Source organism: Corynebacterium sp. MSK204, assembly GCF_030229885.1.
Classification (GTDB): domain Bacteria; phylum Actinomycetota; class Actinomycetes; order Mycobacteriales; family Mycobacteriaceae; genus Corynebacterium.
Genome location: NZ_JASPGQ010000001.1, coordinates 1 through 15,023 on the forward strand (window position 1 = coordinate 1; position 15,023 = coordinate 15,023).

13 protein-coding genes are annotated in these 15,023 nt (G+C 61.5%); 8 read left to right on the top strand and 5 right to left on the bottom strand.

Annotated features, from left to right (window positions below; translation table 11 throughout):
- Positions 1-128: 128 nt before the first annotated feature.
- Positions 129-1,190, top strand: coding sequence for a hypothetical protein (locus tag QP908_RS00005; RefSeq protein WP_284771387.1), 1,062 nt, complete (start codon positions 129-131; stop codon positions 1,188-1,190).
- Between the two features lie 139 nt (positions 1,191-1,329).
- On the opposite strand, the gene QP908_RS00010 is transcribed toward QP908_RS00005, so the two are convergent.
- Positions 1,330-2,562 carry an MFS transporter gene (locus QP908_RS00010; protein WP_284771388.1) on the bottom strand — a complete coding sequence of 411 codons (1,233 nt, stop codon included), beginning with the start codon at positions 2,560-2,562 and terminating at the stop codon, positions 1,330-1,332.
- The gene (locus tag QP908_RS00015) at positions 2,559-3,203 is read right to left on the bottom strand and encodes a GntR family transcriptional regulator (RefSeq protein ID WP_034659114.1); all 645 of its coding nucleotides are present in this window, start codon (positions 3,201-3,203) and stop codon (positions 2,559-2,561) included. Before QP908_RS00015 ends, QP908_RS00010 begins: the two co-directional genes overlap by 4 nt.
- Positions 3,204-3,282: 79 nt before the next feature.
- On the opposite strand from QP908_RS00015, the gene QP908_RS00020 reads away from it, so the two are divergent.
- Positions 3,283-4,668: a DNA polymerase IV gene (locus QP908_RS00020; RefSeq protein ID WP_284771389.1), complete on the top strand. Its 1,386-nt coding sequence runs from the start codon at positions 3,283-3,285 to the stop codon at positions 4,666-4,668.
- On the opposite strand, the gene QP908_RS00025 is transcribed toward QP908_RS00020, so the two are convergent.
- A complete protein-coding gene (locus QP908_RS00025) occupies positions 4,665-5,579 on the bottom strand; it encodes an asparaginase (RefSeq protein ID WP_284771390.1) in 915 nt (304 codons plus the stop codon). The genes QP908_RS00020 and QP908_RS00025 overlap by 4 nt on opposite strands.
- A gap of 107 nt (positions 5,580-5,686) precedes the next feature.
- Here QP908_RS00025 and QP908_RS00030 point away from each other — a divergent pair, with 107 nt between their 5' ends.
- Complete coding sequence (locus QP908_RS00030; protein ID WP_284771391.1) at positions 5,687-6,322, top strand: WKL family lipoprotein; 636 nt, start codon at positions 5,687-5,689, stop codon at positions 6,320-6,322.
- A 2-nt stretch (positions 6,323-6,324) separates the two neighbouring features.
- On the opposite strand, the gene QP908_RS00035 is transcribed toward QP908_RS00030, so the two are convergent.
- On the bottom strand, positions 6,325-7,269 hold the full coding sequence (locus tag QP908_RS00035; protein WP_284771392.1) for a hypothetical protein: 945 nt from the start codon (positions 7,267-7,269) through the stop codon (positions 6,325-6,327).
- A gap of 32 nt (positions 7,270-7,301) precedes the next feature.
- Here QP908_RS00035 and lspA point away from each other — a divergent pair, with 32 nt between their 5' ends.
- Genes lspA through QP908_RS00055 form a run of 4 tightly spaced genes read left to right on the top strand, consistent with a single transcriptional unit; the run spans position 7,302 to position 10,340 of the window.
- Entirely contained in the window at positions 7,302-7,802 is a 501-nt protein-coding gene (lspA, locus tag QP908_RS00040; protein WP_284771393.1) for a signal peptidase II, read from the top strand.
- Positions 7,795-8,721, top strand: a complete 927-nt coding sequence (locus tag QP908_RS00045) for an RluA family pseudouridine synthase (RefSeq protein ID WP_023023021.1) — start codon at positions 7,795-7,797, stop codon at positions 8,719-8,721. The genes lspA and QP908_RS00045 overlap by 8 nt, the downstream gene beginning before the upstream one ends.
- On the top strand, positions 8,718-9,257 hold the full coding sequence (locus tag QP908_RS00050; protein WP_284771394.1) for a hypothetical protein: 540 nt from the start codon (positions 8,718-8,720) through the stop codon (positions 9,255-9,257). Before QP908_RS00045 ends, QP908_RS00050 begins: the two co-directional genes overlap by 4 nt.
- A 60-nt stretch (positions 9,258-9,317) precedes the next feature.
- Positions 9,318-10,340, top strand: a complete 1,023-nt coding sequence (locus QP908_RS00055) for an HNH endonuclease signature motif containing protein (RefSeq protein WP_284771395.1) — start codon at positions 9,318-9,320, stop codon at positions 10,338-10,340.
- 186 nt (positions 10,341-10,526) lie between these two features.
- On the opposite strand, the gene rarD is transcribed toward QP908_RS00055, so the two are convergent.
- Positions 10,527-11,402 (bottom strand): EamA family transporter RarD, encoded by an 876-nt coding sequence (gene rarD, locus QP908_RS00060; RefSeq protein WP_284771396.1) that lies wholly within the window; start codon positions 11,400-11,402, stop codon positions 10,527-10,529.
- 45 nt (positions 11,403-11,447) lie between these two features.
- Here rarD and dnaE point away from each other — a divergent pair, with 45 nt between their 5' ends.
- Positions 11,448-15,020: a DNA polymerase III subunit alpha gene (dnaE, locus tag QP908_RS00065; protein WP_284771397.1), complete on the top strand. Its 3,573-nt coding sequence runs from the start codon at positions 11,448-11,450 to the stop codon at positions 15,018-15,020.
- The last annotated feature ends 3 nt before the right edge of the window (positions 15,021-15,023 follow it).

Genomic DNA, 15,023 nt, shown 5'->3' on the forward strand with positions numbered 1-15,023 from the left:
AAAACCGGCTACCGGGCGGCTACCGCCACCCCGGTACCTGGTACCGCCTTACCGGTCCCTAAAACAAGCCCGCGTCACTCCTGGGGAAGGACAACACTCCACTTTATTCTGAAGAAGAGTTGAAGCGTATGTCACATTCTGAGGTTGTCAGGGAAGCGCGGATCAATGGTGTTTCGTCTGACGATGATGGAAAGGGTTCTGCTGAAGACGGACAGCAGTCTGAGGCTCCTCTGATGGTGGATGATGTCAAGGCAGGGGACAGGGAAATTACTGGCTCGGTGTTTTTGCTCCCAGGTCAAAAGAAGAGAGTTCAAGTTAATTTCCCAAACTTCAGGGCTTTAACTACGGACGTACAACTAAAGGAAAACTCTGTTGAGGAAGGTGGATCCTCTAAAGGTAAAGCTGTCACCTTTAAATTCGACGTTCCTGAAGGGATTGACCTAAAGGCAGGTGAAACACTATTTTTTAGTTCGCTATATGATTCCTTGGCTACGGACGATAGTAAGAGCAAATCTATACCAGTAGTCGTTAAACCTGCGGATGTGTCTGAGGAAGAGGGCTCAGATTCTGGGGATTTTGAAGGCGAATTCCCGTTTGCTGTTACTGCGGAAGTAAATGACATCAAGGCAGGAGACAAAAAGGTTACCGGTAAGGTTCGTTTGTACTCGGGCCAAGAGGTGGAAATTGAGGCTTATTTCCCCGGCGGAAGGATTCAGACAACTGTCGTGAAGCTAGAGAAAAAGTCTGCACAGGAGGGCCAAGTTCCTGCAGGTGAGTTTGTCCCGTTCGAAATCGATGTACCTGCAGACGTCAAGCTAATGGCAGGTGACAAGGTATCCGTTTCTCCGATTCCTCACGTCACGGATCCGAAAACCGGTGAAAGCAACAGCGTAGAGCTCATCGTGAAGGCTGCTGATAAGAGCAGCGAGTCGCAACCCGAGCAGACCCCTGGTGACGGTAATGGTAAGGAGGGCGGCAGCGGTTCCACAAAGCCGGCACAGCCATCGGTTCCGGGCGCTGAAGGTACCCCTGGTGCTGGAGAGGGCAGCTCTAAATTCGGCAAGGTCTTTGAAGCTATTCCTGGTCTGGCTGCTTTGGTTGAAGGTGTTGCTAAGTTCTTCAACAAGAACTCAGGCCTCGCTCGAATCTTGCAACCACTGCGTAACTTCTTCTCGCTGTTCAAGTTCTAATCTCGCCTGAATTAGCGGATGAGCGGATTAGTGCGGGCTTGAGGCTCGGACTTGGCTACCGGCAGTGATTAAACCGGAGCCCTCCATGAAGGGGTGCTCCGGTTTCTGTGTTTTCTGGTGAAATTTTACGGGACTTGGCCTAGCGCACCGGGCCGGGCAGGTGGGCGCGCCAGCCGTGAATCACGTTGATGAGGCAGCACATGGCGAGCAGGGAGCCGATGAGGAATAGCGCAGTGAAGCCGATATAGGGTGCGAGAGCGCTAAAAGCCATGGGGATAAAGAAGCCGGTATAGGACACGGAATAGAACACGGCGGTAAGGCCAGCGAGGTCATCTTTTCCGGCGATGCGCTGGACCTCGGAAAGGCCGGCGACAAGTGCTAGGCCGTAGCCGGCGCCCATGACGGCGGCGCTGGTGATGCCGAGCGGGAGGGAGAGCGTGCGCGCGGCGATGGCGCCGAAAATGGTGCCGACGGTAATGACGGCCATGGCAACTGCGGAGGCCCGGGCGGAGCGGTGGGTGTCAATGACCTTGCCAAACATTTGGATGCCAACCCCGCAGCCCAGCGTAATGACGGTCATGAGGCCGGAAAAGGCGATGGGGGCATCGCCGGCGGAATCGGAAAGCAGCTGCGGCAAGAGGGCATAGGCCGCACCCGCGCAGCCGAATACCCAGGGGGCGACGGGAAGGACGACGCGGGAAAAGCGGCGGTGTGCAGCGGATGGAATGTGCAGCATGTGCAGCATATCGCGGATGCTTAAGTCCAAGAATGTGTCTTTGACGGTCTCGCCGCGGGGTGGACGGGTTTCGGGGGTTTTCAGTAGCCAGACCGCGGTGACGACGGTGAGCAGGATGTGCAGGACATAGGCCAGGTGAGTAGGCCACGGGCCCCATTGCGCCAGTACCGAGGCCAGGGCGGCGCCGATGAGGAAGCCCAGGGTAAGGCACATCGATGCCTTTCGGGGGCCTGCGGCCGGGTCACCGCCGGAACGGGTGATGAGCTCGGAAATCCAGGTGGATCCGACCGCCATAACGATGCCTAGGGCGAGGCCGCACAGTACGCGGCCGGCGGCAATGATGAGGGGCTCTTCGGGAGCGATGGACAGCAGGAAGGATCCGGCCAGGGAGAGCGGTGCGGCGGGCAGCATCGTGGGGCGGCGGCCGATATAGTCCGAGAGCGGCCCGGAGATGAGCAGTGCGGGCACGATGCCGATGACGTAGGCCGCTAGGAGGCCATTGACGGTGACTTGTGAGAAGTGGGATTGCTCGCGGTACATCACGAGCAGGGGAGTAAATTCATTGCCGCCCCAGGCAACGGCCACCATGCTGCCGGCGACGGGTAACCAATCGCGATTGGCGGTGTCTTGACTCATAGTTGATCCTTCGAATTTTTCAGGTGCGAGCGGAGTGCGGAGAGATAGTCGGGCAGGTTGGCGGTGAGGAGGGCATCGGCAAGCGTGCGGTGCTGGTCGACGAACGCGCGGGCCCGTGCCACATTGCGCCCGATGGCGGTGGCGGTAAAGCGCTGCTGGCGCTCGCGCAGCTGGTGGCCAACATTGGCTAGCAGGCTATTGCCGGCGCTATCCATGATGATTTGGTGGAATTGGGCATCTAGGCGCGTGTATTCGCGAAGGTCTTCGGCATCCAGCGCGGCGTCTTGGGCCGCGATGTTTTCTTGCAGGCGCTTGGCGATGCCCCCGCGTTCTTCCTCGCCCAGCTGGCAGATCTTCTCGGCACTGTGGGCATCGACAAGCAGGCGTGCCTCATAGACCTCGCGGATTTCTTGGGGGCTAATCGGTACGACCAGCGCGCCGCGCTTGGGGTAAAGCTGCAAAAAGCCCTCGAGCTCTAGGCGCAGGAAAGCCTCGTGGGCCGGGGTGCGGCTGACTCCTACCTCGGCCGCGAGTGCGGCCTCTGACAGCATCTGCGAGGAATCGATGGTGCCGTCGATGATCCTTTCTTTGACTAATTCATAAACCCGCTCCGCGGCAGGCTGCATGCTTGTATCGCTCATGCATACATCTTGCATACAAGTTAGTTTAAGCGTCAACCTATTCCCAATTCTGGGGTTAGAGTGTCTTAGACTGGAAGGCATGCAGCGTTGGGTCTTACACATCGATATGGATGCGTTTTTTGCCTCCGTCGAGCAATTGACCCGACCGACTTTGCAAGGCCGGCCGGTGCTCGTCGGTGGGGTCGGCGGCCGCGGGGTCGTCGCCGGCGCGTCCTATGAGGCGCGCGAATACGGCGCGCACTCGGCGATGCCGATGTATCGCGCCCAGCAGTTGGTGGGCCTGCGCGCGGTGGTGGTCAGCCCGCGCCGGGCGGTGTATTCGGCGGCCTCGCGCCGGGTATTTGAGATCATCTCCCAGCACGTGGAGGTGATCGAGCAGCTATCCATCGATGAGGCCTTTATGGAGCCAGAGGCATTGGTGGGTGCGACGGCGGACGAGGTGCAACAGTGGGCGGATGGCGTGCGCGCGCTCATTCGGGAGGAAACGGGCCTGCCGTGTTCCATTGGCGCTGGCTCCGGCAAGCAATTTGCCAAGATCGGCTCCGGTGAAGCTAAGCCCGATGGCACCTATGTCATACCGGCGGAAAAGCAGCTGGAGATGCTGCATCCGCTCGCGGTGGGAAAGCTGTGGGGCGTGGGTCCGGTCACGGAGGCCAAGCTCAAGGGTATCGGGGTGGAGACCATCGGCGCGCTGGCCGCCATGACCCAAAAGGAGGTGGAAATCTCCATCGGCAGCGTCGTCGGCGTGCAGCTGTGGCAGCTGGCGCAAGGCATTGACGATAGGGAGGTGGCCCCGCGCGCGATTTCCAAACAGATTTCCACGGAGCATACCTATCCCAAAGACCTGCTCACGGTTGCCGATGTCGATGCGGCGATTACCCGCGCGGCCGAGGGTGCGCACCGCCGCCTGCTTAAAGATGGCCGCGGGGCGCGCACGGTGACGGTAAAGCTCCGGATGGCAGACTTCCATATCGAATCGCGCTCGACGACCCTGGCCTATGCCACCGATGACCTGGAGGTATTGACGGCAGCCGCCTTCAAGCTGGCGCGCTACCCGGATGAATTGGGCCCTATCCGCTTGGTCGGGGTGAGTTATTCCGGGCTGGAAGCCGCGCGCCAAGACGTACTTTTTCCGGAGCTCGACCGCGAAATCGTGCGGCCCGTGCTGCCGGATACCGATTATGAAACTGGCGTAAGCGATGATTCACCGCCGCCGGCGCCGACCACCGTGGTGGTCGAAGACGATGTGGAAGATCAATGGCACGCCACCCAAGACGTCTACCACCCGGAATTCGGCCACGGTTGGATCCAAGGCACCGGGCACGGGGTGGTCAGCGTGCGATTTGAAACCCGCGCCACCGGACCCGGCCGCACGAAATCCTTTGCCGCCAGTGACCCAGAGTTGGTGCCGGCCGATCCGCTCGATTCCTTAGACTGGCAGGACTGGCTGGAAACCCAAGACTAGATCGCAACGTAGCGCTTGGGGTCAGGGTTCTGCCGGAATACCTTGGCAGGGGCCGTGCCGGTGGCCAGCGCCGCGGCCAGCAAGATGCGCGCCTGGCTGGGGCGGAAGGCCCGCGCGTTGATCGCGCCCAAGCTATGCAGGTTCGCCCCGCCGCCGTCGCCGCCATAGGACAACGCGGTTACCCCGTACGGGGTGCGGGTGGAAATGACGACGGGGAGTCCGTCGCGCAGGGCATCGGCAACCGCGCGGCCCATGTCCCCACTCATATTGCCCGCGCCCATGGCCTCGACGACGAGGCCGGCGGCGGAAGCGCGGGCGGCATCGACAAGCGCGCGCCCCGCGCCGGGGTAGGCAGGGATGATTTCTACTGGGTGCGGCGCCAAGGGGCGCGGCCGCAGCCGCGGGGTGGCATCCGGTATCCGCAGGGACTCGAAAGCGCACAGGTCAGAGGTGTGCTGCTTGCGGGCCCCGCGCGCCGGGATGGTCATGCCGCCAAAACAGATGAAGACGCCGGGCTGCCCGCTGAGGGCGAGCTCGCGCGCATCGCGGAGATTGCGCGGGCCATCTGGGCGCGGGTGATCGTAGGAGCGCTGCGCGCCGGTGAGCACGATGGGCGTATCACCGGCGCAAAAAATCTCCAGCGCCATCGCCGTCTCTTCCATCGAATCGGTGCCATGGGTGATGATGACGCCATCAATGTCCGCGCGGGCGGTCTGCTCGTTGACCACGGCAATGAGCTCATCGAGGTCAGCGAGCGTAATAGAAGAGGAATCGAGCTGGCGAAATTCCACCACCTCGGCGTCGATACCGACCGCGAGCTGCGCGCCGGTAACGGTGGGAACGAGGGAACCATCCTGCATCGTGGTGCAGGCAATTGTGCCGCCGGTGGCGATGAGGGCAAGATGAGTCATGCATCCCAGAATAAAAGAAGACGCGCCGAGGCGGCAGGCGCGGACCAGAAAAGCTGGGGCAAATGTAAACTGATGGGAGTTTATATCCCAGACGTGAGGAGTGAGAAGTGAAATTCCGCAAATTTGGTGCCGCGTGCCTCGCATTGAGCGCGGCGGCCGCTCTGTCCGCCTGCTCTTCTGATGACGAGCAAGAAGACACCACCAAGAACAGTGAATCCAGCGAATCCGCGTCCGCCGACGGCGACTCCGCGGCTCCCGCGCTGCCGTCCGCCGCTGATCTGAACGCCATCCTGGCAAAGGCCACGGATCCGGCGGCATCGCAGGAAGAAAAGACCGCCACGGTGGAAGGCGGCGAATCCGCCCCAGAGATCTTTGACACCATGGCGCGCTCCAAGGAAGAATCCGGCGCGGAGTTTGCGGTCGTGGATCCCGTCCTGCCCGGTTATGACCCGCAATCCGTGCTGACCACGGTGAATTTCACCACGGCCGATGGCCAGGAGCAGACGACGGACCAGGTGGAATTTATTTACCAGGACGACACTTGGAAACTATCGAAGACTTGGGCCTGCACGCTGATTCAAAACACGGTGCCGCCTGAGCAGGTACCGGAGATGTGTGCGGATGCTGGTGCGGGTGTCTTTTCGGATGATGAGGGCGACGGCGCCCCCGCCCAAGGCGATGCCCCCGCGGCCGGCGCAGAGCAGGCGCCCGCCGAGGCCCCCGTAGAGGCCCCCGCCGAGTAGCTCTACTCCGAAAAAGCCAACTCCGTCAGGCTTGATTGCACGATGCGCAGGTCTGAATCGGCGGTGCCGTAGGTTACCTTCGTATCGAAGGACACGTCACCGCCCACGGGGAGCGGCTTAGTCAGATCCACCGTGACGTTGCCCGAGGAATTAGTGGAAGAATCCAGCACGTCGAGTTCCTTATCCTCCAACTCCGTGCCCTCGGCTTGGCCCTCGAAGGATAAAGCGCCCAGGGTAGGGCGTTGTTCCACCTCGACGGATAGCGTGACGCGGTCACCATCGATGGACTTAACCGTATAGCGGGTCGTTTGCAAGAGCGTGGATTCCCCCGTTACGCGCGAATCCACCGTCCACGTCGCGCCGGTGCCCACCTCTTCCTCTGGGAAAACGATGGGCAGCGCGGTCAGCTTCATAATCGCCTGCTCGACAGTGCCGCGCGCCTCATCGCTCGCGTCCTGCGGGGCGGCCAGGCGCAGGGAATTCATCTGGCCATTATCTTGACCGCGCCAGCCAAATTGGAACCCGGAGGCAGAAGAGATATCGGTATCGCCGGAATATTCCGGATCCCCCGCGGTGACAAACGCGTTGCGCGAGGCCGGCAATTGATCCTCGACGTCCTCGGTGGCTTTATCCACCGACGCCGAAAGCGGCAGGGTAGTGGTCGCCTTATCTACGTCCGCGGCCTGGAAATCGGCGGCGGCTGATTTATTCAGCAGGTCCTGCGAGAATCCCTGCGTGGCGCGGTAGGTTACCTCCTGCGAGGAGTCGATATCGTGATATTCCAGCAGTTTCTTCTCACCGGTTCCGGCCTCTTCGACGGTCAGGCGAGGGGCATCGATAGTCAGGCCAACGGGCTGCTCCACGGCGGGGCCGGGGGTCTCATAAGAACAGGCGCTTAGCGCTACGGCGACGGCGGAAAGGGCTGTAAAAACTTTGACTCGAAACACGCTTACCAAAATACCGGACACTCCAGATTAGAATGATGTGGGTGAGCCAAAAACGAAGGAGTAAGACAGGTCTTATCGCTGCGGTGGTCATCGCCGTGGCGGTTGTGGATCAAGCCGTAAAACAACTCATGCTTACCGTTCTGACGGAGGGCGAGCCGCATTATGTCATCGGGGACTGGTTCAGGTTTAACCTGCTATTTAACCCGGGCGCGGCGTTTTCCATCGGTGGCGAGGGCTCGACTTGGCTGTTTACCACCATTCAATTGGCGTTCGTCTTGGGCGTTGCCATCGCCGCCCCGCGCATCCACAATACGGGCCAAGCGCTGGGGCTGGCGCTCATTGCCGGTGGGGCATTGGGCAACTTTGCAGACCGCATCTTCCGCGACCCCGGCTTCTGGTTTGGGCACGTCGTGGACTACATCTCGGTCGGCTCGTTCGCGGTCTTTAATATCGCAGATGCGGCCATAACCTGCGGCGTCGTCATCTTCATCGTCGCCATGCTGATTGCGGAACGGAGGGCGGAAAATGAATAGGCAATTGCGCAGTTTTCCCATTCCAGAAGGCCTAGAGGGCATGCGTGCCGATGCCGCGCTTGCCAAGCTCCTAGGCCTTTCCCGCTCGGCCACTGCCCAGCTGTGCGCAGAGGGCGGGGTCACCGTGGATTCGCAGGAGCTGGGGAAATCCGAGCGCCTAGCGTCCGGCCAGGTGGTCTCGGTGCTGCTCCCAGAGCCCGAAAAGCCCCTGCTGCCGCGCGAGGAGCTAGTAGAGGGCATGGACGTTTTATATAGCGACGCCGATATCATCTGCGTGCACAAACCCGTGGGCGTCGCCGCGCACCCAAGCGTGGGCTGGGATGGGCCGACGGTCATCGGCGGGCTGCGCGCGGCAGGATATAACGTGGCCTCGCTAGGACCTACCGAGCGGCAGGGCATTGTCCACCGCCTAGACGTGGGCACCTCCGGGGTCATGGTCGTGGCCTCCTCAGGGCGCGCCTATTCGGCGCTCAAGCAGGCATTTAAGTACCGGACCGTGAAAAAGACCTATCACGCGGTGGTCCAGGGCCTGCCCGATCCGATCGAGGGCACCATCGATGCGCCCATCGGCAGGCACCCGAAGTCGGGCTGGAAATTCGCCGTGCTTGACGATGGCAAGGCCGCGGTCACCCACTACCGCCTCATCGAGGCCTTTCGCGAAGCCAGCCTCATCGAGGTGCACTTGGAAACCGGCCGCACCCACCAGATCCGCGTCCACATGTCCGCCACGGGGCATCCCTGCGTCGGCGATCCCATGTACGGCTCGAACCCGCAGCTTTCCGCCCGCCTGGGCCTGGAGCGCCAGTGGCTGCATGCGGTGCAGCTAGGCTTTACCCACCCAGGCACCGGGAAATGGTTCGAGGCCCGCGCGCCCTACCCCGATGACCTGCAGCATGCCCTGGAGCGACTGCAGGGATGAGGAAGTTTTATTGGCGGCGCCGTCTAGCGGCACTGGCGCTGGTGCTGGTGGCTGTCGTGGTGGCTTTGGTGCTTTTTGGCACGCTGGGCACGCAGGCATCCACGCGCGTGCAGGGCGATCAGCTGGGCCCGGACGGCGAATCGCACGCGGAGTATATTGAGCGCGTCAATTCTATGGACATCGATCCGGATGCCGCTACGTATGCGCTGGTCACCTTCGATACCGAGTTGCCACCGGTCGCCGTCGCCGCTGCGTTGACTGATATTCCGCGCATGGATGCCATCCTTATGGGCTCGACCGCGCCCATCGCAGTGCCGGAGCCCGTCGCAGGGGAGGATCGCGCGGCGGTGATCAACCGCACCTTTGACCGCATCGGCGCCTCCTACGGCCAGCGCCCCAGCGCAGTCAGCGCCGCCGTGGTGTGGGGCACGGGCACCCAGCTTTCCGATGTCGCCTCCCTCCCCGCCGTCGCCGCCGTCGAACCCGCGCCTGCCGATGCCGCCTGGGGCAGCTTTGCCGTGCGCCCACCCAGCTAAATTTGCCATCCTGAACACTCTGGTGCGCGAGGCGTGGGGTGGCGGCCTAGCATCGAGGGCATGGAACACATTCGGGCATATATTGCGGCTTTAAACTCGGCGATGGACATTCTCGCCGAGGCTGCTGATATGCCCGCCTCCGAGCTGACCGCCGTCGGCATGCCGGATGCCGCTGCCGAGTCGATAGCCCACCTTTCCCAGATCTATTTCGGGCCGACCAGTTTCACGCGTCGCCAGCGTCGAGCGGTCGAGGGAGCGCGGCGCAATGGGCATTCGTTGCCGACGCTGGAGGTCATCGAAAAGCACGCCCGCCGCGCGCCCACCCAAGCCCGGGCCTGGGCCCTGCGCGCGGAGCTCGCCCAGATATCCGCCGATACCCAGGCGATGGACAAGCTCGCCCGCAAGAAGATGCGTGCGCTGCGCCCGCCGCGCGAGCCCAAACCCGGGGTGAGGCTGCGCCGCCGCGCCGCGGGCAAACCATGGACGCTGACGATTACGGGCAACTCCAGCCTCGTCGCGGAGCTGCATAACCAAGCAGGCACGCTTGCCGATGTCGCTGCCCTCTTCCACTCCGGCGCTTCCACCTCCACCGTGCGCACAAACGTGGTAATCCCGCTGGACAAGCTGAGCGCTATCGCGCAGGGCGAAAAAGACGTCACGGTCACCATGACCAACGGCGCGCAGATAAGCGGCGCCGAGCTGGCCCAGCGCGCAATGGCGGAGGAAGGTTTTATCACTCTTCTCCACCCCGTGGAGGGGCCGGTGAACCTGTACCGCATGCGGCGCGGGGCAACGTGGAAGCAATTTATGATGGCCGCCGCCGAAAACCCCGTCTGCCCGGCGCGCGGGTGCCACCGCCCAGCCGATGAGTGCCAGGTCCACCACATCTTCAGCTGGGCCGGCGGCGGCTGGACCAATGCCAAGAACCTCACCGTAGCGTGTCCGCATCACAACGGCCGCAATGACGACGACCGCGCCGCCCGCCCCCGCAATGGCCGCTTCGAGCGCGTACACGGCGGCGTGCGGTGGGTAAATCCCTGGCAGCCGCCACCGCCGGATCTCGTCGATACCGGGCCCAGATAGCCCACAACGTTGAGCCGGGCCCCAACCCTCAGCGGCGACTTTCCCGCCCGCGAATTCCTAAGCGCGGAGCTCATTCGCCGCGCATTTCTGCGTGCCGTTTTCCCGCGCTGCGAATTTCTGCACGCCGGGTTACCTGCGCCGCACACTCCTGCACGCAGCGCTCTGTCGCCCTTCTCCCGTGCCGGCTTACCTGCGCCGCGCACTCTTGCGCGGCGCGTTGCGGCGAACGCGGATGAGATCAGCAATGTAGATGCTGACTGCCACGCCGATGATGCCGAAGCCAATCCACCGGTGCGTGGAGAAGTGCTCTTGGGTGACAAAGAGTGCCCACAGCATCTGCATGATAGGGGTGAGGTATTGGAGCATGCCGATCGTCGACAAGCGCAGCGTCTGCGCGCCCTGGGCAAAGCACAATAGCGGCAGCGCGGTAATAAGACCGGCACTGATTAAGAGCAGCATGTGTGGCGTGCCTTCCGTGACGAAGGTGCCTTGGCCTGCCTGTTCAATCCACACGATATAGGCAATGGCAACGGGGGAGACCACCAAAGACTCCGCCGCGACCGAGACCGCCGCCGATACCCGCACCTGTTTTTTGATGAGGCCGTAAATGCCAAACGATGCCGCCAACAGCAGTGAGATATACGGCGCCTGGCCGGTAAAGAAGGTCAGATACAGCACCGCGATTGCCGCCACGGCGACGGCGGTCGCCTGCCATGGGCGCAGCTGCTCCTTTAAGAAGATCATGCCCAGCGCCACCGATACCAGGGGATTGATGAAATAGCCTAAAGCGGCATCGGCCACGTGATCGGTATTAATCGCCAGCACATAGGTGCCCCAGTTGACCGTGATGAATACGCCCCCGGCGGCAAGCCAGCCCCACGTGCGTTTGTCCAGGCGCACCAATTCGCGCCAGCCGCCGCTGCATATTAAAAACGCCGTGACGATAACCGCGGTCCACAACACGCGGTGGGCGAGGATTTCCAGCGGCGTGGCCGGCAGCAGGAGCGGGAAGAACGCGGGGAAGAACCCCCACATGATGTATGCGGCGAGAGTGTAGAACATCACCGCATAATATCGTCATCTTGACCGCCCCGCTAAGATGACCGCATGGCCAAAAATTCCTCCTTCGTCCACCTACATAACCATACCGAGTTCTCCATGCTGGACGGCATGGCCAAGGTCGATATGTTGGCTGATGAGGTGGTCAAGCAAAACATGCCCGCCGTGGGCATGACAGACCACGGCAATATGTATGGATCCGATGCCTTTTATAAGCGCATGACCAGCGCCGGGGTCAAGCCCATCATCGGCATCGAAGCCTACATGGCTCCGGAATCGCGCTTTAATAAAAAGCGCGTGCTGTGGGGCACTCCTGACCAAAAACGCGATGATGTCTCCGCCTCGGGCGCGTATTTGCACCAGACGATGATCGCAGAAAACGCCACCGGGCTACGCAACCTGTTCACGCTGTCCTCGCTCGCCTCCTACGAGGGCCAGCTGGGCAAGTGGCCGCGCATGGATGCGGAGCTCATCGCCGAGCATGCCGATGGCATCATCGCCACCACCGGCTGCCCCTCCGGCGACGTGCAGACCCGCCTACGCCTCGGCCAATTCAACGAGGCGCTCGAGGCCGCGGCCATGTGGCAAGACATCTATGGCAAGGACAACTTCTTCTTGGAGTTGATGGACCATGGGTTGGACATCGAAAAGCGCACGCGCGATGGGCTGCTCGAAATCGGCCGCAAGCTGGACCTGCCACCGCTGGTAACCAATGACTGCCACTACGTGCTGGAATCCCAGGCGCCCGCGCACGAGGCCATGCTGTGCGTGCAAACCGGTAAGACGTTCATGGACCCAGACCGCTTCAAGTTCGGCGGTACCGGCTACTACATCAAGTCCGCCGCGCAGATGCGCGATACTTGGGACGACCTGATTCCGGATGGCTGCGATAACACCCTGTGGATTGCCGAGCGCGTCCAGGACTACAGCGAGGTGTGGGAAGAACACACCCACGACCGCATGCCCATTGCCGATGTCCCCGAGGGCCACACGCCCACCTCCTGGCTGACCCACGAGGTAATGGAGGGGCTGCAGCGACGGTTCCCCGGGCGCGAGGTGCCCGAGGACTACATCGAGCGCGCCAAGTACGAGATTTCCGTGATTGAGATGAAGGGCTACCCGTCCTACTTCCTCATCGTGGCGGAACTTATTAAATACGCGCGTTCTGTAGGCATCCGCGTGGGGCCCGGCCGTGGTTCTGCGGCGGGCGCGCTCGTGGCCTACGCGCTGACCATTACCAATATTGATCCGCTGGAACACGACCTGCTCTTCGAGCGCTTTTTGAACCCCGAGCGCCCGTCCGCGCCCGATATCGATATCGACTTCGACGACCGCCGCCGCGGCGAGATGATTACCTACGCCGCCGAGCGCTGGGGCGAGGACAAGGTTGCCCAGGTTATTACCTTCGGCACGGTGAAAACCAAGCAGGCCATTAAGGACTCCGCTAAGGTGCACTTTGGCCAGCCGGGCTTCCAGATGGCCGACCGCATCAACGGTGCGCTGCCGCCGGCGATTATGGCGAAGGATATTCCGCTGCGGGGCATTACTGACCCCGACCACGAGCGCTATTCCGAGGCCGCCGAGGTCCGCCAGATGGTGGAAACCGACCCGGATGTGAAAAAGATTTATGACACCGCGCGCGGTTTGGAGGGCGTCGTTCGCCAGGCTGGTGTGCACGCCTGTGCGGTGATTATGGCCTCCGTGCGGTTGATGGACCACATCCCGATGTGGAAGCGGCCTGCCGATGGCGCCTATATCACTGGCTGGGATTACCCCGCCTGCGAGGCCATTGGCCTGCTGAAGATGGACTTTTTGGGCCTGCGCAACCTCACCGTTATTGGTGATGCCATCGAAAACATCAAGCGCAACCGCGGCGAGGAAGTGCAACTCGAGCAGCTGCATGCCGATGACCCCAAGGTCTCCAAGGTCTATGACCTGCTCTCGCGCGGGGATACCTTGGGCGTGTTCCAGCTGGACTCCGGCGGTATGCAGGAGCTGCTCAAGCGCATGAAGCCTACCGGCTTCAAAGACATCGTGGCCTCCTTGGCCCTGTACCGCCCCGGCCCGATGGGTGTGAATGCCCACTGGGACTACGCCGACCGCAAGAACGGGCGCAAGGAAATCACCCCGATTCACCCTGAGCTCGAAGAGCCGCTGAAGGAAATCCTGGATGAGACGTATGGTCTCATCGTCTACCAGGAGCAGATCATGCGTATCTCGCAGAAGGTGGCGAACTACACCGCCGGTGAGGCAGACGGGTTCCGTAAGGCGATGGGTAAGAAAAAGCCCGAGGTCCTAGCCCAGCAGTACGATAAATTCTGGGGCGGCATGCAAGAAAATGGCTACTCTAAATCTGCCATGGATGCGCTGTGGGGGACCATCGAGCCCTTCGCGTCGTACGCGTTTAATAAGTCCCACGCCGCGGGCTACGGGTTGGTCTCGTTCTGGACGGCCTATCTTAAGGCCTACTACGCGCCGGAATACATGGCAGCGCTGTTGACCTCTGTGGGCGATAAGAAGGATAAATCCGCCATCTACCTGTCGGACTGCCGCCACTTGGGCATTAACGTTTTGCCACCCTCGGTGAATGAATCCGAAGAAGACTTCCAAGCTGTGGGCGAGGATATCCGCTTCGGCATGGGCGCTATCCGCAATGTGGGCTCGGAAGTCGTCGAATCCATCATTGCCTCCCGCAAAGCAAAGGGGGCGTTTACGTCCTTTAGTGATTACCTTGACAAGATCGACTTGGCTGCGTGTTCCAAGCGCGTGACCGAGGCGCTGATCAAGGCCGGCGCCTTTGATGATTTCCAGCAGCCGCGCAAGGGCCTCATGCTGATTCACGAGGACGCCGTCGATGCCGTGCAGACCACCAAGAAGGCGGCGGATAAGGGGCAATTCGACCTCTTTGCCGGATTCGGCGGCGGCGACGATGCTTCCTCAGAGGGCGCCTTTGCCATTGATGTTCCGGACGACTCGTGGGACCGCAAACACGAGTTGGCGCTAGAGCGAGAGATGCTGGGGCTCTACGTCTCTGGCCACCCACTCGATGGGTTTGAAGAGGCCCTCGCAGCGCAGACCAATACGCCGCTGACCAAGATCCTTAACGATGAGGTGCACAATGGGCAGGAACTAATCATCGGCGGCATCATCTCCGGTGTGGACCGACGCTTTTCTAAGCGCGATGGTTCCCCCTGGGCCATTGTTACGGTAGAAGACCACAACGGCGCGCAGGTAGAGATCTTGGTATTCAATAAGGTCTACTCGCTGGCAGCGCCGCATATTGTGGAGGACAACATCATCTTGGCGCGCGTCAATGTCAAGGTGCGCGATGAGCGCCGGTCGCTGTTTTGCTCCGATATTCGCGTTCCCGAGTTGGGCCCGGGCGGTGGCGCAAGCCTGCCACTGCGCCTGACCATGCGCACGGACCAGTGCACGATGGAAAATATCGCCCGACTCAAGCAGGTCTTGGTCAAAAACCACGGTGAGTCCGATGTGTACCTTGAACTTGTCGAGGGCGACCAATCCACCACCATGGTCCTCGGTGAGCACCTCCGCGTGGAACGATCCGGCAACCTCATGGGAGACCTGAAGGCCACCATGGGTGCGGGCATATTAGGCTGAATT

Coding starts and splice junctions, on each gene's coding strand:
- QP908_RS00005 (WP_284771387.1), top strand. CDS start 129: ATGTCACATTCTGAGGTTGTCAGGGAAGCGCGGATCAATGGTGTTTCG.
- QP908_RS00010 (WP_284771388.1), bottom strand. CDS start 2,562: ATGAGTCAAGACACCGCCAATCGCGATTGGTTACCCGTCGCCGGCAGC.
- QP908_RS00015 (WP_034659114.1), bottom strand. CDS start 3,203: ATGAGCGATACAAGCATGCAGCCTGCCGCGGAGCGGGTTTATGAATTA.
- QP908_RS00020 (WP_284771389.1), top strand. CDS start 3,283: ATGCAGCGTTGGGTCTTACACATCGATATGGATGCGTTTTTTGCCTCC.
- QP908_RS00025 (WP_284771390.1), bottom strand. CDS start 5,579: ATGACTCATCTTGCCCTCATCGCCACCGGCGGCACAATTGCCTGCACC.
- lspA (WP_284771393.1), top strand. CDS start 7,302: ATGATGTGGGTGAGCCAAAAACGAAGGAGTAAGACAGGTCTTATCGCT.
- QP908_RS00045 (WP_023023021.1), top strand. CDS start 7,795: ATGAATAGGCAATTGCGCAGTTTTCCCATTCCAGAAGGCCTAGAGGGC.
- QP908_RS00050 (WP_284771394.1), top strand. CDS start 8,718: ATGAGGAAGTTTTATTGGCGGCGCCGTCTAGCGGCACTGGCGCTGGTG.
- QP908_RS00055 (WP_284771395.1), top strand. CDS start 9,318: ATGGAACACATTCGGGCATATATTGCGGCTTTAAACTCGGCGATGGAC.
- rarD (WP_284771396.1), bottom strand. CDS start 11,402: ATGTTCTACACTCTCGCCGCATACATCATGTGGGGGTTCTTCCCCGCG.
- dnaE (WP_284771397.1), top strand. CDS start 11,448: ATGGCCAAAAATTCCTCCTTCGTCCACCTACATAACCATACCGAGTTC.